We start from the raw sequence: 19660 nt of genomic DNA, 5'->3' as shown, positions 1-19660 counted from the left end.
TGTCTGCGGGGCTGCTCGGTCACATCGAACATTGATCTGACCGCGCAACAGTGGTTCACTGGTTGCAATATGCAATCACTAGAGCCGATTACGCCAGCTCGAGGGGGAGCGATGGGAAAAGTGGCCTGGGGCTTCACCGCCTCGATCGACGGGTTCATTGCCGGGCCAGATCATGACATGTCCTGGTTCGCAGCAGCCGAGCCGAATGCGGAGGGAACCACGGAGAACATGGCCTCGAAGGTCGCCGTCATCATCTCCGGCCGCCGCGGTTACGACGCGGCCAAGGCGCAGGCCGATGAACGAGATGAGATGACGTCCGAGCCCTACGGCGGTGCGTGGTCGGGAGCAGAGTTCATCCTCACTCATCGTCCCGAGGAATTGGCGGGAGACACCTCGGTGACCGCGATGAACTGCACCATCGCCGAGGCGGTCGAGCGTGCCCAGCAGATCGCCGGTGACCGTGACATCCAGATCATCAGCGCCGATATCGCTCGGCAGGCACTCGAGGTCGACCTCATCGACGAACTCCAGGTCTACGTCGCCCCGGTCTTCCTCGGCGACGGAACCCGGATCTTCGACGTCCCCGGCGGACGGCGGGTCGACTGGGTGCTCAAGACGATCGATACGGCGAACGCCCGCAGCTTCGGCCGAACGTACAGACCCAAGAGGTCTAGCTGTTGCTGGCCATGAGGTTGTTGACGTGGAGTACAACAGCGTCCCGGTGAAACTCGCGGTTTCCGAGAGTCAGACTATGTGTACTCGAGGGATTCTCGCAGGGACGTCAGTCGTGAAGCGACCTGGTCGAGTTGATTGCAGTTCAATGTGTAGGGGATGCGCAGGTGCCGCTGGAACGCCCCGTGTGGGCTGAACATCGGTCCTGCGCTGAGCGCCAGTCCTTCTTTACTCGCATGACTGGCCATGGCGGCGGCCACAGGTTTCTCGAACTTCACCCACAGGGCTAATCCGCCAGTCGGGCGTTCAATCGATGCGATGTCAAGGGGCGAGTTGAGCAGTGCCCTCCGGAGGTGGTCACTTCGCTGCGTGCGTTGCCATGACGCATCAGTATCGGCGCAGCGGCCTGCCTCGAGCATTTCCGCGACAGCAAGCTGGTCAAGCACGGAGTTGCCGAGGTCGGTAGCCGGGCGCAACCGAGCTAACTTATTCACCAGCGATTCGGGTGCGCGCAACCAGCCGACTCGCAGTCCACCCCACAGGCACTTCGACACTGAGCCGATCGTGAGCGCACTCGGGTGGAAATAGGCCAATGGCGGGCTATCTGGAAGGCAGCGGCCATCGAGTCCGAGAGCCACCATGGTCTCATCAATGACCATCACTTTCCGGGACCTCAGCGCTGGTCGGACTTCAGCCGGGATACTCACGCCGGAGGGGTTATGGAAGTCGGGGGTGAGATAGACGAGATCGGCGGCTTCCAGAGCTGGCTTCCACGCATCGACATCACCGAGGCTGCGCGCTGGCGGCACAGCGGTCATTCTGCAGCCGAGAAGGCGGAATAGTTCGAGTGCGTTCGGATATGTTGGGTGCTCGACGGCAACGGTAGCTCGTGGTCGCAGTAACACGTGCGCGACGAGGGAGAGAGCATGCTGAGCACCATGGGTGATAAGAATCTGGTCTGGAGCGGTCGCCAGCCCACGGGAGCTGAACCATCGAGCGACGGCGTCGCGTAGTTCGAGGATCCCGGTCCGGTCGTATCCGGTCTGGGCGAGATACCTTGGAAGCTGGTTCATGGCCGCCGCGTAGGCCTCTTGGAGGAGTCTCCCGGGGGCCAGCGGCGAGGCCGATGTCAGGTCGAGCACTTCACCTGCGACCGATCCGCGCGGAGACGTACGTCCGCTTGGAGGTAGGCTTGCCGTTGCCCGATGCCGCTGCGATGTGGAGATGAATCCCTGCGCGCCGAGCTGTCGATACGCGGTGGTCACCGTGGTCCTGCTAACTCCCAATTCCAGGGCCAGGGACCGTTCGCTGGGAAGCTGCTGCCCAATGACGACGCGGCCGTCGAGCACTGCCAATCGCACAGCCGTCGTTAAGAGTCGGTGTGCCGGCTCGGCGGTCGTGCGCCAATCACCGATGATCGTCGCCAGGGTACGTGCAGATAGGCTCATGGGTCCAGTGTGCCTCATCTGGCTATCGAATTTGATGCCAGAGTGACTCAGTGTTGAGACATGGCAAAGCATCACTCCCCAGCGAAACTACTTAATCTCAATGCTATCGACCAGCTACGATCTGGCAGATTGAGCCGCCGAGTGCCGCAACTTCTCCTCGGTCTGATCGGTTATGGAGCCGCGGTTATGGCCCTCGTGCAATCAGGACTGGGCGCAGCGAGTTGGAACGTCTTGACAGAAGGTATTGCTCATCAAACAGGGCTGAGCTTCGGATGGACAACCAACCTTATCGCGGTCGTTGTGCTCATTGCGTGGATTCCACTTAAGGAAATGCCCGGACTAGGAACCATACTCAACGTGTGCCTCGTGGGTCTTGCTGCCGACTGGACAGCCCTGTTTCTTCCCCCAGCGGAAGGTTGGATCGAGAAGGTGGTGTATTTCGCTGTCGGAATGGTGATGTTCGCCTTCTTCGACGCTCTGTATTTGGGAGCTCAGCTTGGGGCCGGTCCCCGCGACGGCATCATGACAGGACTGACTCGAGTCACCCGACAGCCCGTGCAGCGTGTGAGGACCTGCATCGAGATCATTGTGGCGATCACCGGTTGGCTGCTCGGTGGGACCCTCGGAATCGGAACAGTTCTCATCGCACTGTGCATGGGGCCGCTTCTTAGTCTGTTCCTGCCACGCACAATCGTCGCAATTAACTGGTCCGCTAAAGCCGCCCCTCGGACGAAGGAGTCTGAATGACTAAGTCACACCACGTCGTCTGGCGAAGTCCTACAGAGTACACGTGCAGGGCCCTCGCTCCATCATTGAATGCGGATCTTGCCTGCCTCGCTACCGGAGTGACACACAAAGCGGAACTCTTTGTAGGCAGCGTCAGAGGGCTCTCCGAGTGCATCCACATGACGATTGTCGCTCCATGGATCCCAATCTCTGTTGGCTTTCTGCCTGTGCCATCGGCTTGGTGGCGGTCTCGCAAAAGGTGCGGGGCATGATCGGCCGTCGTTCACAGGTATGTCATCGGAACGCGCCTCTCACCGTCGAAGGGCGAATCCGTGTCGTCGACCGTTGCCGTTCCCGACCGATCGGTCACGTGGCCGCTGAAATGGGGATCTCCCGCGCGACCGCCTCGAAGTGGGTCAACCGTTACAAATAGTTCGGAGAGAACGGGCTGCACGACCGCTCTTCCGCGCCGCTCCGGCAACCGTCCGCGATGCCCGGCGAAATCGTCGCCCGAATCGAGCGGCTGCGGCGCAAGCACAAGTGGCCGGCATCGCGCATCGCATTCGAGTTAGACGCCGACGGGGTTGTGATCAGCCGCCGCACGATCACGCGCCACTTGGCCCAACTCGGTCTGAACCGTCGTCGGTTCATCGACCCAAACGGTGAGAACAACCGGGAAGTCAAGACGATCACCGCCAAGCACCCCGGACACATGATCCATTTGGACGTGAAGAAAGTCGGGCGCATTCCCGACGGCGGCGGCTGGCGCGTGCACGGCAAGAACAGTCCCGAGGCCAGAGCCGCCGCTCGCGCAAAGACCCGCGGCGCGCGAGCCGGGTACGCATACCTTCACTCCGCGATCGACGGACACACCCGCTTGGCGTATACCGAGTCTCTCGACAACGAGCAGGCCGCAACTGCTGTCGCGTTTTTGGACCGCGCCCGCGAATGGTTCGCCAAGCACGGGATTGTGAAGATCGAGCGGATCATCACCGATAACGGTGCCTGCTATCGCTCCACTGCATTCGCCGCCGTTCTGAACGGTGCCGAGCACCGGCGAACCAAGCCGTATACGCCCAAGCACAACGGGAAAGTCGAACGCTACAACCGCATCCTCGCCGAAGAGTTCCTTTACGTCAGGACCTGGAGCTCAGAACACCAGCGAGAGAAAGCGCTCGAGACCTGGAACCTACACTACAACTACCACCGACCCCACGGAGCTCACGACGGTAAGCCGCCCGCATCCGCGACACCACAAAACGTCAACAACGTTCAGACCTCATACATCTAGCCCTCCTGCCGACTGAGGTCCCAGAGGATGCGCAGAGCCTCTTCGTCGATCTCCTGAGGGGCACCGGCTGCTCGGCGCAAGATCTGTTCTGTGACAGTGCCGAGGAGTACCGTTTTGGCATGTGCAGAAACATCAGGACCCTCCATAATTTCGAACCCGCCGCCACCCCCGACGAAGTTCACGCCGCCGCCCTGCAGTACGTGCGCAAGATCGCCGGCACGACGAAGCCCTCGCAGGCCAATGCGGAGGCCTTCGACGCCGCGGTCGAGGAGATCGCACACACCACTCAGCACCTCCTCGATGCGCTCGTGACGAATGCGCCGCCGAAGAACCGTGAAATCGAGGCCGAGAAGCGACGAGCCAGATTCGCAGCCCGCGTCGGCTGACTCAGTCGGCGAAGCGACGATCGGCCGCAAGATCCTGCGTGATCCTCGCCGAGGCGGTCCGCAGGACCCGCATGATCGCGGGCACGCCTTTCCGGTGCTCCGAATCGATGACGACCCCGAGTCCGGCGATCGCCGCCCCGCCGGCGTCGAAGACGGGAACCGTGATTCCCGTCGTGCCCTCATCGATATGGCCGGAGAGCTCCGCGAAATGGTGAGAGCGGATCGAGGTGAACATCGTGCGCAGAGCGGCTGGATCCGTCGTCGTCTTCTCCGTGATCGCGGACAGGGGCCCGCGCAGATACGCCTCGCGCACATGTTTGGGTGCATACGCCAGCAGCACGAGCCCGCACGAAGACGCATGTGCCGGCAGTCGACCGGCAGTCTTCGAGCGGTGGACGACTGCATTGGGCGCCGACATGCGCTCGATGATGAGCACCTCGCGTTCCCGCAGGATGCCCAGCTGTGTGTTCTCACCGACGAACTCATGCACGCCCATCATGTGCGGCCTTGCGACTGACGCCAGATCGACGGCGTCCGAGGCGCGATTGGACAGCTCCCACATTCCGACTCCGATCCTGATGCGGCCAGTGGGATCGCGCTGGAGCAGGTCGTGACGCATCATCTCTCCGATGAGTCGGTAGGCCGTCGACTTCGGCAGCGCGGCACGCTCGGCGATCTCGTCGGTGCTCAGGCTCTGATGATCCGGGTCGAACGACGCGAGAACGCGCACGAGCCGATCGATCATCGAGTCGCCGGAAGGGGAGTTCGCCATGCCTCGGATTCTAGCGGCCCTCAGATGAAATTCTCAATGAATGGGATCGTTGTGGATTCGGGTGGCGCGCATCACTACTCTGGCGAGAGGTGCACCACAGTCCTTCGTCGGCTGTGCCCACAGATCGGCTCGTTGCACGGAACCACAGACACGACCCGCCCCGACAAAGCAGTGAGGACAGACAATGACCGAATTCCTGGGAACCGACTGGCACGAGAAGATCTTCACAGGCACGTGGATCGCAGGCTCCGGCGAGACCTACGACGTCATCGAACCGGCCACGGGTGAGACCCTCGGCCGCCTCGGCTCCGCCAGTGCCGACGACGTCACCGCCGCCGCCGCGCGTGCCGCCGCAGCACAGAAGGAATGGGCGAAGACCACCCCCGCCGAACGGGCCGCCGTGCTGCGCCGTGCCGGCGCACTGTGGGCCGAGCACGCCGATGAGCTCGCCGGATGGATCATCCGCGAAGCCGGCTCCATTCCGCCCAAAGCTGCGCTCGAGATCTCCTCCGCCGAGGCCATCTGCTTCGAATCCTCCTCCCTGCCCAGCCACCCCAAGGGGCAGGTGCTCACCTCGAACGAGCCCCGCTGGTCCTTCGCCCGTCGGGTGCCCGCCGGAGTCGTCTCCGTCATCGCCCCGTTCAACTTCCCGCTCATCCTCGCCATGCGCTCCGTTGCTCCGGCCCTGGCGCTGGGCAATGCCGTCCTTCTCAAGCCGGATCCGCGCACCGCCGTGTGCGCGGGCGTGGCGATCGCGAAGGTCTTCGCCGAGGCGGGTCTGCCCGAAGGCCTGCTCCAGGTCCTGCCCGGCGGACTCGACGCCGGTGAAGCCGTCGTCGCCGCACCTGAGGTCTCCGTCATCTCCTTCACCGGCTCCACCGCGGCCGGACGCAAGGTCGGCGAGGCCGCCGGTCGCCTCCTCAAGCGCTGCCACCTGGAACTCGGTGGAAACAATGCGCTCGTCGTCCTGCCCGGTGCCGAGGTCGGTCCGGCCACCTCGGCGGGAGCCTTCGGATCGTGGATGCACCAAGGCCAGATCTGCATGACCACAGGCCGCCACCTCGTCCACGAATCCATCTACGACGACTACGTCTCACAGCTGGCCGAACGCGCCCGCAATCTGCCGGTGGGCAACCCCGCCACCGAGGAGGTTGCGATCGGACCGATCATCGACGAGAAGCAGCGCACCCACGTCCGAGACATCCTCGACAAAGCCACCGCCGACGGTGGGACGCTCGTCGCTGGCGGACCGGGCGAAGGTGCCTTCGTCCCACCCACGGTGCTCACCGATCTGAGCCCATCGAACCCCGCATGGGCACAGGAGATCTTCGGACCCGTCGCCCCAGTGGCTCGCTTCTCCACCCTCGAAGAAGCCGCCGAGATGGTCAACGCCAGCGAATACGGACTCTCCCTGGGTATCCTCGGCGATGTCGGGATGGCCATGGACCTGGCCGACCTCGTCGACACCGGCAAGATCCACATCAACGAACAGACCGTCTCCGATGAAGCCAACGTCCCCTTCGGCGGAATGAAGGACTCCGGCAACGGATCCCGTTTCGGTGGAGCCGAGGCCAATATCGAAGCGTTCACCGAAACGCAATGGGTGACGATGCGCTCGACCATCGCGCCCTACCCGTTCTGACCTGCACGACACCACCCCGGAGACATCGATGTCCGCAACCACCCCGTCTGCGTCCATGGCCAGTACCGCCCCTGCGGGGCGTTGGCCGGCCGTCCTCTGCTGGCTGGCCGTCGCCTTGGAGGGCTTCGACCTCGTCGTCCTCGGTGCGGTCATCCCCGAGCTGCTGGCCACCGGAGCCCTCGGATTCACCCCCGAGGCGGCCACCATGGTCGCCACGCTCAGCCTCGTCGGCGTCGGCCTCGGTGCCGTGGCCGTCGGACCGGTCGTCGACCGGATCGGCAGGCGTTGGACGATCATCGCCTGCGTCATCGGCTTCAGCGTCTTCACCCTGCTCGTCGCCTTCGCCCCGAACGTCGCACTGTTCACCACCTACCGGTTCATCGCCGGACTCTTCCTCGGCGCCGTGATGCCCAGCTGCCTTGCCTACATCGGCGAATACACGAAGGCCGGCAACACCGCCAAGGCGACGACGCTGACGATGACCGGCTACCATGCCGGTGCCGTCGCGATCTCGCTGCTCGCCGTGGCGTATTCCCACAACTGGCATCTGCTCTTCCTCGCCGGCGGACTCGCCGGCCTGGTCATGGTCCCCCTCCTGATCTGGAAGCTGCCCGAATCCCAGGCGTTCCTCGCAACTCAGGAGGCGAAGCGGAACCCGGCGGCCGCCTCGGCGCAGAGCCTCGAAACCGAGGCGAATGATCCCACCGGCACCGTGGATGCGACGGCGAAGACGGGGATGGCAGGTCTCTTCGAGGGCAAGCTGGCTCTGGTGACCATCGGCGTGTGGGCGGCGAGCTTCATGGGGCTCCTGCTGGTCTACGGACTCAACACCTGGCTGCCGAAGATCATGGCCGACGCCGGCTACGAGGTCTCGGACTCCCTCGTCATGCTCTTCGTCATGAACATCGGTGCCGTCGTCGGACTCGTCCTCGCCGGCTGGCTGGCTGACAAGCACGGAACGAAGAAGATCGTGCTCATGTGGTTCGTCCTCGCCGCGATCTTCCTCGCCGCACTGTCGATCCCGATGACCAGCCAGGCCCTGCTCAACATCGCCGTGTTCATCACCGGAGTCTTCGTCTTCTCCGCCCAAGTCCTCGTCTACGCCTTCGTCTCTGCGATCTACCCGGCTCAGGCCCGCGGCACCGCACTCGGCATGGCCTCGGGCATCGGGCGCATCGGCGCCATCGTCGGCCCCTTCATCACCGGCACCCTCGTCACCGCCGGGATCGCCTACCCGTGGGGCTTCTACCTCTTCGCGGTCGTTGCGGTCCTCGGGTTCGCGTCGATGGTCATCGTGCCCAGGGCGGTGAAGTGAGGTCAGTGCTGCGCTGATGGCAGTGGGGTTGGCTACCCTGAGGGCATGACTGAGTGGATCGACGCCACATTCGTTCGCGGCGGCACAAGCAAGGGCCTATTCTTCGTCGAATCCGCACTGCCTCCGCTGGGCTCGGACGGTGACACGACGACGTGGGACAGGCTGTTCGCCTCGGCGATGGGCTCGCCGGATCCGTTCGGCCGTCAGCTCGACGGAATGGGTGGGGGTATCTCCTCCCTGTCGAAGATCGTCGTCGTGGCCGCCTCGGCGAGGGACGGGGTCGACCTGGACTACACTTTCGGTCAGGTCTCCGTCACCGAGGCGACCGTCGACTACTCCGGCAACTGCGGAAATCTGTCGTCCGGGGTCGTTCCCTTCGCCCTGTCGGCCGGGCTGCTCAGCGCCGCCGACGGATGGCACGTCTTTCGCCTGTTCAACACGAACACGCAGAAACTCGTCGACGTGGGACTCACCGTCAGCGACGGGCAGGCCGAGGTCTCCGGAGACCTGGTGCTGCCCGGAGTCAGCGGAACGGGTTCGCCCGTCGAGCTCATCTATCCCGACCCCGCCGGCAGCCGCACCGCCGGACTGCTGCCGACGGGCCAGCCCTCGGAATCGATCACGGCCGGTGGGGTGATGTTCGAGGTCAGCCTCGTCGATGCCACCTTGCCCGTCGTCATCGTCCCGGGCGCGGCGGTCGGGCTCAAGGGCACCGAATCTCCGGAGGAGATCGACGCGAACTCGCACGCGATGGGCATGCTCGCGGAGCTGCGCCGCAACGCTGCAGTCAGGATGGGATTGTGCACGACGCCGGAGGAGGCCCCTGAGGTCGTCCCGAAGGTCGCCGTGGTCACCGCCCCAGAGCCCACCCGACTGCTCGACGGAACGACCCTGGCCGCCGAGGAGGCCGACCTGCCCGTGCGGATGATCTCCATGGGGCAGACGCACAAGGCCGTACCCGGGACCGGAGCCATGTGCCTGGCCGCGGCCGCACAGATCCCGGACACGATCATCAACCGCATCATTCGGCGTGCCCGGCCCGGGGTCGTCGGGCCGGAAGTGCGTCTGGCTACCCCCTCGGGCGTCGTCACCGCCGGTGCCGTGTGCGATGCGGACACGGTGACGGCCACCTCCCTCTTCCGCACGGCACGCGTGCTCATGCGGGGGCAGGTGGCCGTCACCGACTAGGTGTTACCAGCCGTTGTGGCGACCGTTCTTCCCGGCGTTCTTGCCTCCGGGATGCTCGCCGTCGCGGCTGCCCCAGTGTTTGCCGTTCTTCCCAGCTTCCGCTCCGGCGTCATCGTCCCCGCCCTCGTCCGAGGAGTCGAAGAGACCGACGACGACCGGATCATGGTCGGAGGCTCGGAACTGATCCGGTGCGTAGAGGTCAGCGATGTTGTAGTTGAATCGGCTGTATTCGAGCGCCAGGGATTCGACCGAGTTGATGTTCCAGACATCGGCTCCGGTGACGGACCCGAATGCTGTCGCGTCCGTGCCTGCACCGTCGGCTTCGTCCGAGGCGTCGAGAGCGAGGACATGGTCGAGGCTGCCGGTGCGCGACCCATAGACATAGGTGGATTCGTCCGTCTTCTCCGCCGCGATGTCCTTGTATCCGGCCTCAAATAAGACCTGCATCGGATCTTCCTGAGTGTAGGAGTTGAAGTCGCCGAGGAGGTAGACGAGATCGCTGTCGGCCGCTTCCTGCTGGTCATCGGCGAAGCCGACGAGCGCCTCGGCCTGTTTCACACGGTCGGCGTTCGACGCGCCCTGACCATCGCCGGAGTCCTCATTGCCCGGACCTGATCCCGAACCCTTGGACTTGAAGTGGTTGGAGATCGTCACGAAGGTCTTGTCCTTCTCGACCTCGCCGGAGCCATCCTTCGGTGCGAACGCCTGGGACAGGGGTTCGCGGGCATTGGAGAACGCATCCTGATCATCAAGGATCGTCGACTCGTTCTGTGGAGCCACCTCGGCGGGTTGGTAGATCAGGGCGGTGCGGATGACGTCCTCATCGGCGGGGACGGCGTCAGGGGATTCGACGAAGTCCCACTTCTCTGTACCGGCCGCCTCGTTGAGGCGCTTGACCAGGGTTGCCAGCGCATCATCGCGGTCCTTGCCGAAGACGGCAGAATTCTCGATCTCCATGAGCGAGATGACCGAAGCGTCGAGCTTGTTGATCGCGGTGACGATCTTCGTCTCCTGACGTTCGAGGCTTTCGGCGTTCGCGGCACCGCGGGCATCGCAGCCGCCGCGGACGGTGATGTGGTTGCCTTCGCGGTCGTCGTAGTACTCGCAGCCGTCCAACTGGTCACCGGTGGTGGTGAAGTAGTTGAGGACGTTGAAGCTGGCGAGGCTGACCTGTCCGCCCACAGATTCGGGGGCTTCGGTACGGGTGTCGGTGAAGGTGGTCGGCTGCACCGCCTCGGCGTTGTCCCCGGTCAGACGTCTCGTCGGCTGGAACCGCCACTTCTCGTGATCGAAGCCGAGCACAACCGGGGAGGTGAAGTTCGCCTGCGCACCGACGCGGACGGGAGCCTCCTGGCTGAGGTAGGGCAGGGGGACGTCCTTGTCGGCCTTGAGGAAGTTCACGGTCGCACCGTCGTCGAGGACGACCTCACGGTCGAGGTTCTCGGCTTCCAGGGCCTTCGCCTCAGGCGTCCCGGGGCGGTGGACGTCGGTGGGCTGGTCGAGGGTGCCCTCACCAGTGGCGAGGACGACCTCACCATAGGTGTTCGTGTTGTAGTTGTCAGCCACGGTCAGCGATTCGCTCGGCTGCAGGAGCATGCCCTCGAGGGATTCGCGCTTCTCGTCTCCGGCGGGGAAGGCATCCTCGACCGGTTTGATCGCCTCGGCGGGTTCGTCGACCGTTTTGAGACCGGACGCGGATACGGAGATCTGGGTCTGACCGTAGTGTTCGGACACGGTCCCGGTGACTTCGACGTGGTCGTCGATGCTGATATCGGCGACGGTGTCGGGGGAGTAGATGAAAATGCCGTCGGATGCTGCACCGGCGGCACGGTCGGCTCCACCGGTGCCCGGGGTCTGGATGTAGTAGCCGGTGAGCCCGCCCTCGGGGTAGGCGGCGGTGACGACACCGCGGGTGGTCACGGTCTTGCCCTGGACGGGGCTGGCATCGCCGGTGCCCTGGATGTCGGCGATCGAGGTGACGCCTTCGGGAGTGTCACCGTCTTCACCGCCGTCGTCGCTGCCGTCGGGGAGGGCGTTCGGGGTGGGAGCCGCTGACCTCCATGTGTCGCCGATGAGCTGGATCGACTGGCCACCGGCGGCGGCCGCACCGGTCGGCTCAGCTTCCTGACCGACGACGGGTGCGGGGGTGAAGGTGTTCTTCGTGCCGGTGACGCCCTTGCCGTCGACAACGCCGCCGATCTGCTGGAAGTCGACCAGCTCGCCGCTCTCGTCGATGACGAAGGCGCTGGAGCCGTACTCTCCGTCGGCGGCCGAACCGGCCTTGACGGAGTTCGTGATCGGCACTTCGATGGCCACGGCGCCGGAGTCGCCGACGGTCGTGTCCTCGGGCACGGTGACGGTGTTCTCCTGCGCCTGGACGCTGCCGCCGCGAGTCACCGATCCGAAGGTCCACCCGGAGATGTCGGTGCCGGGATCTGCTGCGACCTCGATGAAGTCGGTCGCGAGGGTGTAGGCGATCTCGGAGATGTGGGCGTCGTCGGCTGCGGTGTCCGCTGCGATAGCCGGCGACAAGGGGAGGGACAGACCCGCGACGAGGCTGAGCGCCGCGGCGGAGGACAGGGTGGTCGTGACTTTCATGGGAGCCTTTCGGGCGGATGAGCGTCTGTGCACATCGTGACGATCCACGTGCGCGGTCCCTTGCACCCTAGCGGCTCACTCATCGACGACAGCGGCGAAGATGTGAACAGCTTGTGAACAGTCGGGCAGTCCACTGAGTGCCTCGGGTGACACTCATCCTACACAGCTTCCCCTGCCCCAGAACTACCTGACGGCGGCTCAGCAACCTCGCGCGAGGTATCTGAGCCGCCGTCAGGTAGTAATTGGGGTCAGGACTTGAGCTGGGCTGCCAGGGTGTGGAAGTCGCGGCTCGGGTTGCCGAAGCGGTGCAGGGTCATCGACACCGCCTGCTCCTGCACGAAGTACCGCAGCTCCACCCGGCCCGATGTGGTCACCGGCTCATCGATGATCGCGACCTCGGGGCGAGGCGCGGCCGCCGCCAGCAGCTCGTCCTCGAATCGACCGAGAACGCGGATGCGGGCACCCACGGTGTCGTCATAGCGACCCTGACCGATCATCTCGGCGAACTCGGCGGCAGTTTCGGTGCGGGCAGGTACGTCGGCATTCGTCACTGCGATCTTCACCTCGGCGGACACATCCTCTGCCACGGACAACTGCACCGGCGAGTCCACCGTGCGCGCCGCGTGCAGGGAGCGTTCGAGATCGAACAGGCTCGCCTCGGCAGTGACGCGCAGAGTCACCGGGCGGGGACGGTAGCGGAAGATGTTCGCCTCCGCGCGCAGTCCCGTGTGGTCCTTCGCCGCGCCGAACTCGGCCTCGAACCAGCGCTTGTCATCGGCCTTAGCCGCCTCGAGATCCTGGTCGCCGGAATCGGTGAAGTGGCCGAAGAGCATAAGGTAGTTCGGGCCGCCGGCCTTCGACCCCAGTCCGACCGAGGACTGCTTCCAGCCGCCGAACGACTGCCGACGCACGATGGCCCCGGTGATTCCGCGGTTGACGTACGCGTTGCCGACCTCGACGTGATCGAGCCAGGTGGCGACCTCCTCGGGGTCGAGGGAATGGATGCCTCCGGTGAGGCCGAAGTCCACGGCATTCTGGAACTCGATGGCCTCATCGAGGTCCTTGGCATGCATGAGACCGAGCACCGGACCGAAGACCTCGGTGAGGTGGAAGAACGAACCGGGCTTGACTCCGTCCTTGATTCCCGGGCTCCACAGGCGGCCCGTATCGTCGAGCTGCTTGGGCTCGAGCAGCCAGGATTCGCCGGGCTCGAGAGTCGTCAGCGCCCGACGCAGCTTGTCCGAGGGGTCCTCCGTCAGCGGCCCCATGGTGGAGGCGAGGTTCGCCGGCCAATCGACGACCATCGACGAGGCGGCATCGATGAGTTGGCGACGGTAGCGCTCGGAATCGTAGGTCGAACCGACCATGATCCCCAACGAGGCGGCCGAGCACTTCTGCCCGGCATGTCCGAAGGCCGAGTACACGAGGTCGGCCATGGCGAGGTCCCGGTCCGCCGCCGGAGTGATGACCAGGGCATTCTTACCGGAGGTCTCCGCATTTACGTGGAGTTCGGGACGGAACGACTTGAACATCGCCGCGGTCTCCGAAGCACCCGTGAGGATGACCCGGTCGACATCGGGATGCGAGACGAGGTGCTGACCGAGCTCCCGCTCGATCGGTGCGCACAGCTGCAGCACGTCCTTGGGCACTCCCGCCTGCCACAGGCAGTCGATGATGAGCGCCGAACAGTGCGGCGTCGGCCCCGACGGCTTGTGGATGACAGCGGACCCGGCCGCCAGCGCCGCAACGGTGCCGCCGGTGGGGATCGCCACGGGGAAGTTCCACGGAGGAGTGATGACGACCATCTCGTCCGGAGTGAAGGTCGCGCCCTCGAGGTTCTCGAGCTCGAGCGAATTCAGCGCGTAGTAGCGGATGAAGTCGATGGCCTCGGACACCTCGGGGTCGGACTGCGACGGCATCTTGCCCACCTCAGCGGCCTCGACAGCGATGAACTCTCCACGACGAGCAGCGAAGATGTCAGCGGCCCGGTGGAGGATCTCGGCCCGACCGGCGGCGCCGAGGGCACGCCAGTCCGCAGCGGCGGCGCGACCGCGGGCGATCATCTCATCGAGTTCGTCCGTGGATTCGATCTTGGGCGCATTCGGACGATCGTCGAGGTAGTCGGGGGCGGTCGCCTCGGCGATGATCCTGCGCACCCATTCCTGGTTGGCGGGAAGAGCCGGATCGGTGTCGGGCTCATTGAAGAACTGAGTCGGCACTACGGTCTCACCGAGCGTTTCGGTCGACCGGTTCTGGTGGCGATTCGGGGCCGGTGCGGTCTCACCCTCGGCCTCGAGGATCGATTCGAGCTGCTTGACCGCCGCGGTGAACCGGTCGGCTTCGCGCTTGAACACTTCATTGCCGTTGGCGAGGTCGAAGATTCCGGACATGAAGTTCTCCGACGCCGAGTTCTCCTCTAGCCTGCGCACGAGGTAGGAGATCGCGACATCGAATTCCTTCGGGTGCACGGCGGGAACGTAGAGGAGGAGGTCGCCGACGTCCTCGGTCACGGCCGCCGCCTGCTCGCTGGCCATGCCCTGGAGCATCTCGAACTCGACGCGGTCGGTCACCGAGCGTTCGACGGAGAGGTGGTGGGCGAAGGCGATGTCGAAGAGGTTGTGCCCGGCCACGCCGATGCGCAGCCCCTTCATCCGCTCCGGAGTGAACAGCCAGTGCAGGACCCGCTTGTAGTTCGCATCCGTGGACTGCTTCGAATCACACGTCGTCGCTGGCCAGCCGGCGATCTCGGCGTGCACAGTCTCCATCGCCAGGTTGGCGCCCTTGACGAGGCGGACCTTGACCCCGACGCCGCCGTTCTCGACGCGGCGGGCGGAGAATTCACTCAGCCGCTGCACCGCACCGAGAGCATCGGGCTGGTAGGCCTGGATGACGATCCCGGCCTCGAGGTCCTTGAACTCGGGTTCGGAGAGCAGACGGGTGAATACGGCGATCGTCAGCTCGAGATCCTGGTACTCCTCCATATCGAGGTTGACGAACTTCGCGCCGGCCGGAGCCTTGGCCGCCTGGCTGTAGAGCGGGCGGAGGCGGTCGACGACATAGTCGACGGTCTCGTCGAATGCCCACATCGAGATCTGCGAGGCCACCGAGGAGACCTTCACCGACACATAGTCGACGTCATCGCGGGCGAGCAGCCGGTGGGTCTGCTCCAGGTGGTTGTCGGCTTCTCCGTCGCCGAGCACGGCCTCGCCGAGGAGGTTGATATTGAGCCGGTGACCATCGGAGGTGAGCGCGGCCACGGTCTTGCCGAATTGCTTATCGCGGGCGTCGACGACCATGTGACCGACCATCTGACGCAGGCGGGTTCGGGCGGCGGGGACGACGACCTGCGGGGCGATCTTGGCCAGCGCGGCACCGGCCTTGATCTGCGCGCGGTCGAGGTACGACATCGTTTCGGGTGCGAGCTTGCCGACCTCGGTCAGCGCGTCGGCGGCGGCGTGGACGTCATCGGTGCGCACGACACGATCGACGAATCCGACGGTGAAGTCGAGCCCGTTGTCGTCGGAGAGGACGGCAGAGAGGCGTTCGGCCGCGGGGTTCTTAGCCGTGGTCATCGACGTCGACACTCGCAACCACCGGCGGACGGTGTCGATCGACTGGGCGGTGAGCGTGTCGAGGTCGGTTTCGGTGTGCAGCAACTGTGCTCCTTCGGTGCTCGCTGTTAGTGCTCTCACGTATCGGCGCTGACTGTGGAGCCTGGGTGTGAGATCAGTATGCGCCGCCGAAATCAGGGGGTGAAGAGATGGAGTCGATCGCTGGGAAGATTTGAGTCAGAAGTCATAGACTAGGGGGATGTATTCCGCTGAGTTCCGCCGTGACGCCGTGGCGTTGCTGACGACGTCGACCCTCGCCGAGGCGGCTGCGCGCACAGGTGCATCACCGTCGACCCTGCGCCGTTGGGCGAGTCGTTCGGACCTCGAGGATCGTCCTCGCAGCGGTCGCCCGCCGATCCAGGAGACCGCAGACCGGGTCGTCGAGGCTCTCGTTGCGACCGCGGGGGCGAGGATCTCCGGGCGAGACTATTCGACCCGTGCCCTCGCCGAGGCGACAGGTCTGAGCCAGAGCATCGTCTCCCGATCCGTCCGGGCCCTCACGCTCCCCGTCACCGAGGTGACCGGAGGTTCGCAGCTGATCCTCGCCGCCAGCGGGTTTCCTCTGGTCATCGTCGGAATTCGCAGTATCGATGCAGGTGGTGAGGGTGGTCGGGGAGGGTCCGTGGCGATCGTGCCGCCGAGGCGGATCCAGCGGCGAATCGCGGGCATCATCGCGGCCCTGCGCACAGCGGGAGTCGGGCGGTGGGCGCAGCGCTTCGACAGCGAACATCGGCAGGTGCCCACCGCCGACCTGCTCGCCCTTCTGGACGGCGCCGGCGACTTCCTCGTCTTCGACCCCCTCGGCGAGGTTCCTGCAGACCTGTGCCGTGAGGTGGGTGGCCGGGTGCGGGCGTGCGGGGATTTCGACGATTTCGCAGCCGAACTCAAGAGCCGCCTCGGCGAGTGTCAGGACATTCCCGGGGCCCTGCTCGATCTGCTCGCCGACCGCGTCCGGAACGGACTCGAGGGGTGCTGTGGTGGGAATCGGCCCCGTACGAGCCTCAGCAAAGTTCCATCATTTCTGACTCAATGGAGATCTCGTCGTGGCTGCCGAAGGAGACTCGGTCGATCACCGAACACCTGGCGATCGCGCTGCGTGAGGAGATCATCGACTCCGGATACGAACCCGGGGATCGGATCAATCCGCGTCTGCTGTCTCGTCGCATGCAGGTGCCCAGGGCCTCGGTCGATGCGGCTCTGCGTCGCATGGTCGATGACAAGCTGCTCGACGGGTCGCGCGGCGGCGCACGGATCCCCCTGATCACCACCGTCGACGTGCTCGACCTCTACGCCGCGCGCATGGCCATCGGAGAGGTCGTGCTTCGGTCCCTGGCCCTGCGCCCTCAGCGCTACCTCGTGCCCGTGCAGCTGGCCCTGCGCCAGGTCGAGGCGTCAGCGCCGACACGCAGCGGAATCGATGTCGAGGACGCCGACCTCCACTTCCAGCAGGAGCTTGCCCGTGCTTCGGGTCTGCGCGAATCGGCGCGTGCCTTCGAGGCGCTGACTCTGCGGCTGCGTCTGTTCATCTCCATCCTGCAGCTCGACTATTCGCCGGCCAGCGACCGCATCGTCAGCGATGACCGAGCCATGTTCCGGGCGCTCAGTCGGGTGGATGCGAAGACGGCGATCGAGGTCTGGCGCGGCAAGGTCGACAATGCCGTGAGACATATGGCCGGTCTGCTGGGCAGGCGGCGCTTCGATCAGGAGCTGTGGACGCAGCTGACCCGAAGCCTCGGGTGAGGGCGGGCCGCTCAACGGTCGGCTCAGAGCCCGAGCAGTGCGATGGCGATGGTGAAGTACACGAGCAGACCGCTGGCATCGCAGAAGGTCGAGATGAATGGTGTCGATACAACCGCAGGATCGACCTTGCATGCCTTTGCCGCAATCGGGATCGAACCTCCCACCACGGCTGCGATCGGGCAGTTGACCGTCAGGGTCAGTGCGATGACGGCACCGATCTCGAGGCCGTAGAGAGGAGAAGCGATCGCGAATGCCGGCACGGCCAGGAGCACGCCGAGCAGCAGACCCGTCGCCAGCTCCTTGGCGGCCACGCGGAGGAAGTCGCGCAGTCCGATCTCGTCCATCGCCAGTGCACGGGTCACCGTCGTCGCGGCCTGCGAACCCGTATTGCCGCCGATGCCGGTCAACAGCGGAATGAACAGTGCGAGCGCGACGACCTCCGCCAGCGTCGATTCGAAGATCTCGAGCACGTGGACGGTGAGCACCGCCGAGATCGCGAGCACGAGCAGCCACACGATGCGGGTGCGGGCGATGGTGAGGATCGAGGTCGGAAGGTAGCGGCGGTAGAGCGGTTGGGTGCCGCCGGACAGCGCGTAGTCCTCCTCATCGGCCTCGGCGATGATGCGCGCGGCGTCCTTGATCGGCAGGATCCCGACGAGGCGGCCCTCACTGTCCCCGATGGGCAGGACGGTGACGTCCTCGCGCAGAGCCGCCCTGGCGGCGGTCTCCATATCGTCGTCGGTGTGCGTGATCTCCTCGACGGGTACGGCCAGGCTCTCCACGTCCGTGCCTGGTGCGAAGCGGAGGAGTTCGAGGGCATCGAGGGTGCCGACGATCCGACGATCGGGTGTGAGGACGGGGATGAGCCGGACGTCCTCGAGATCGACCTCGGTGTCGCGCAGCCGCCCGGTCACCTCGGCGACGGTGTCGTTCGTCCATGCGATGACGGCGGTCGGCGACATGCGGCGGGCGATCGAATTCCGGCCATAGCCGGCGATTGCCATCACCGCGCCGAGGTCGGATGCGGGGACGGCGTCCAGCAGCTTCGTGGTGACATTCGCGGGCAGCTCATCGACGAGGCGGCCCTGATCCTCGGGATCGAGGTCGCTGAAGATCGTGCTCAGCTCCTCGGTGTGGAGGGCCGCGATGAGATCCGAGCGCGTACCGCGGTCGAGACCGTCGAAGACCTCGACGGATTCGTCCTTGGGCAGGAGGCGGAAGACGATCGCGGCTTCGGTGGCCGAGAGCTCGGCGATGAGCTCCGTGGTCGCGTTCGGACCGAGCTCGCGGATGGCGGCTGCGAGGGCAGCGAGATCGCGATCGTCGGTGAGGGAGCGGATGGTGGCGGCGTCGAGGACGGAGGTCATGACGTACTCCAAGCAGAGTCGAGTCGACGCGTGCGCGTGGGGCAGGCGTCAGCGGAAGAGGGGGAGGGGGCACAATCGACTGTCGGAATCCATTGACAACCACCTCCCGGGGATCTGCTCGCAGCAATATTCATCGGCGCATCATCGACGCACGCACCGAGTCTAGCCGAACTCGGTGGGGCAGCGGGAATCCGGGGGAGTGCGCCCTCCGCCGGCTGGTATAGATTTGGGGAGGAGCGAAGCCGAGGAGGAGAAGCGAACCGTGGAGACATTGGTTGTGGGCGTGGCCGGCGGAACCGGCAGCGGAAAGACGACGCTGACTCGGGCGCTGTTGGACAAATGCGAGGGCCCACCCTCCGTGCTCTACCACGACAACTACTACCGACGGCGCGATGAGCTCACCTATGAGGAGCGCGAGAAGGTCAACTACGACGACCTCGATGCCTTCGACAATGATCTCTTCGTCGACCACCTCACCGCGCTGCGCAGCTCTGAGGCGGTCGAGAGCCCTGTCTATGATTTCTCGATCCACAACCGCAGCGATGACACGACCCTGGTCGAACCTGCTCCGGTCATCATCGTCGAGGGCATCCTCATCTTCGCCGAACCGCGCATCTGTCAGCTGCTCGACATCAAGCTCTTCGTCGACACCGACGCTGATGTCCGCCTGCTGCGTCGGATCAAACGTGATGTCGTCGACCGGGGCCGAACCCTGCAGTCGGTGGAGGACCAGTACCTGGGCACGGTCAAACCGATGCACGAGCTCTACGTCGAACCTTCGAAGCGCAATGCCGACCTCATCATCCCTGACGGCGGCCACAACATCGTCGCCATGGACATGATCCTCAACCGCATCCAGCGCGGAGTCGGCTGAAGCCGGAGCGAAGTCGTGTCAGTACCGGCG

14 protein-coding genes and 1 pseudogene are annotated in these 19660 nt (G+C 65.0%); 9 read left to right on the top strand and 6 right to left on the bottom strand.

Features of this window, described 5'->3' with window-relative positions; genetic code table 11:
• Window positions 1-111 precede the first annotated feature (111 nt).
• On the top strand, window positions 112-690 hold the full coding sequence (locus BLU88_RS16655) for a dihydrofolate reductase family protein (protein WP_092016441.1): 579 nt from the start codon (window positions 112-114) through the stop codon (window positions 688-690).
• 59 nt (window positions 691-749) lie between these two features.
• Here BLU88_RS16655 and BLU88_RS16650 read toward each other — a convergent pair whose 3' ends face one another.
• The gene (locus BLU88_RS16650; protein ID WP_167356911.1) at window positions 750-2120 is read right to left on the bottom strand and encodes an aminotransferase-like domain-containing protein; all 1371 of its coding nucleotides are present in this window, start codon (window positions 2118-2120) and stop codon (window positions 750-752) included.
• A 60-nt stretch (window positions 2121-2180) separates the two neighbouring features.
• Between BLU88_RS16650 and yczE the strand changes: the two genes are divergently transcribed.
• The 3 genes and pseudogenes from yczE to BLU88_RS16635 all read left to right on the top strand — a co-directional run bounded on the left by yczE (window position 2181) and on the right by BLU88_RS16635 (window position 4523).
• On the top strand, window positions 2181-2867 hold the full coding sequence (gene yczE, locus BLU88_RS16645) for a membrane protein YczE (RefSeq protein WP_092016435.1): 687 nt from the start codon (window positions 2181-2183) through the stop codon (window positions 2865-2867).
• Between the two features lie 247 nt (window positions 2868-3114).
• Window positions 3115-4137 (top strand): annotated as a pseudogene (locus BLU88_RS16640) (IS481 family transposase).
• A 119-nt stretch (window positions 4138-4256) separates the two neighbouring features.
• Window positions 4257-4523, top strand: a complete 267-nt coding sequence (locus tag BLU88_RS16635; RefSeq protein WP_092016433.1) for a DUF2277 domain-containing protein — start codon at window positions 4257-4259, stop codon at window positions 4521-4523.
• Between the two features lies 1 nt (window position 4524).
• Here the strand turns inward: BLU88_RS16635 and BLU88_RS16630 are convergent, their stop codons facing one another.
• Window positions 4525-5295 carry an IclR family transcriptional regulator gene (locus tag BLU88_RS16630; RefSeq protein WP_092016430.1) on the bottom strand — a complete coding sequence of 257 codons (771 nt, stop codon included), beginning with the start codon at window positions 5293-5295 and terminating at the stop codon, window positions 4525-4527.
• A 184-nt stretch (window positions 5296-5479) separates the two neighbouring features.
• Here BLU88_RS16630 and BLU88_RS16625 point away from each other — a divergent pair, with 184 nt between their 5' ends.
• From BLU88_RS16625 to BLU88_RS16615, 3 genes are read left to right on the top strand one after another with little or no spacing between them, the layout of a single operon-like run.
• Entirely contained in the window at window positions 5480-6937 is a 1458-nt protein-coding gene (locus tag BLU88_RS16625; RefSeq protein WP_092016427.1) for a benzaldehyde dehydrogenase, read from the top strand.
• A 55-nt stretch (window positions 6938-6992) separates the two neighbouring features.
• Window positions 6993-8252 carry an MFS transporter gene (locus tag BLU88_RS16620; RefSeq protein WP_197678244.1) on the top strand — a complete coding sequence of 420 codons (1260 nt, stop codon included), beginning with the start codon at window positions 6993-6995 and terminating at the stop codon, window positions 8250-8252.
• A gap of 45 nt (window positions 8253-8297) precedes the next feature.
• Window positions 8298-9440, top strand: coding sequence for a PrpF domain-containing protein (locus BLU88_RS16615; RefSeq protein WP_092016421.1), 1143 nt, complete (start codon window positions 8298-8300; stop codon window positions 9438-9440).
• A gap of 3 nt (window positions 9441-9443) precedes the next feature.
• Here the strand turns inward: BLU88_RS16615 and BLU88_RS16610 are convergent, their stop codons facing one another.
• The 3 genes from BLU88_RS16610 to BLU88_RS18855 all read right to left on the bottom strand — a co-directional run bounded on the left by BLU88_RS16610 (window position 9444) and on the right by BLU88_RS18855 (window position 16379).
• Window positions 9444-12038, bottom strand: a complete 2595-nt coding sequence (locus tag BLU88_RS16610) for an ExeM/NucH family extracellular endonuclease (RefSeq protein ID WP_157689177.1) — start codon at window positions 12036-12038, stop codon at window positions 9444-9446.
• A 248-nt stretch (window positions 12039-12286) separates the two neighbouring features.
• A complete protein-coding gene (locus BLU88_RS16605; protein WP_092016418.1) occupies window positions 12287-15694 on the bottom strand; it encodes a bifunctional proline dehydrogenase/L-glutamate gamma-semialdehyde dehydrogenase in 3408 nt (1135 codons plus the stop codon).
• A gap of 238 nt (window positions 15695-15932) precedes the next feature.
• Window positions 15933-16379 carry a hypothetical protein gene (locus BLU88_RS18855; RefSeq protein WP_231939477.1) on the bottom strand — a complete coding sequence of 149 codons (447 nt, stop codon included), beginning with the start codon at window positions 16377-16379 and terminating at the stop codon, window positions 15933-15935.
• A 299-nt stretch (window positions 16380-16678) separates the two neighbouring features.
• On the opposite strand from BLU88_RS18855, the gene BLU88_RS18850 reads away from it, so the two are divergent.
• On the top strand, window positions 16679-17389 hold the full coding sequence (locus BLU88_RS18850) for a GntR family transcriptional regulator (protein WP_231939476.1): 711 nt from the start codon (window positions 16679-16681) through the stop codon (window positions 17387-17389).
• Between the two features lie 23 nt (window positions 17390-17412).
• On the opposite strand, the gene mgtE is transcribed toward BLU88_RS18850, so the two are convergent.
• A complete protein-coding gene (gene mgtE, locus BLU88_RS16595; RefSeq protein WP_092016413.1) occupies window positions 17413-18756 on the bottom strand; it encodes a magnesium transporter in 1344 nt (447 codons plus the stop codon).
• A 262-nt stretch (window positions 18757-19018) separates the two neighbouring features.
• Here mgtE and udk point away from each other — a divergent pair, with 262 nt between their 5' ends.
• Window positions 19019-19630, top strand: coding sequence for a uridine kinase (gene udk, locus BLU88_RS16590; RefSeq protein WP_092016410.1), 612 nt, complete (start codon window positions 19019-19021; stop codon window positions 19628-19630).
• Window positions 19631-19660: the final 30 nt, after the last annotated feature.

The sequence above is a fragment of the Brevibacterium siliguriense genome (genome assembly GCF_900105315.1).
In the GTDB taxonomy this organism is placed as follows: Bacteria; Actinomycetota; Actinomycetes; order Actinomycetales; family Brevibacteriaceae; genus Brevibacterium; species Brevibacterium siliguriense.
Note: the sequence above shows the minus strand (reverse complement) of the source record. Positions and strands in the feature narration are given on the sequence as shown.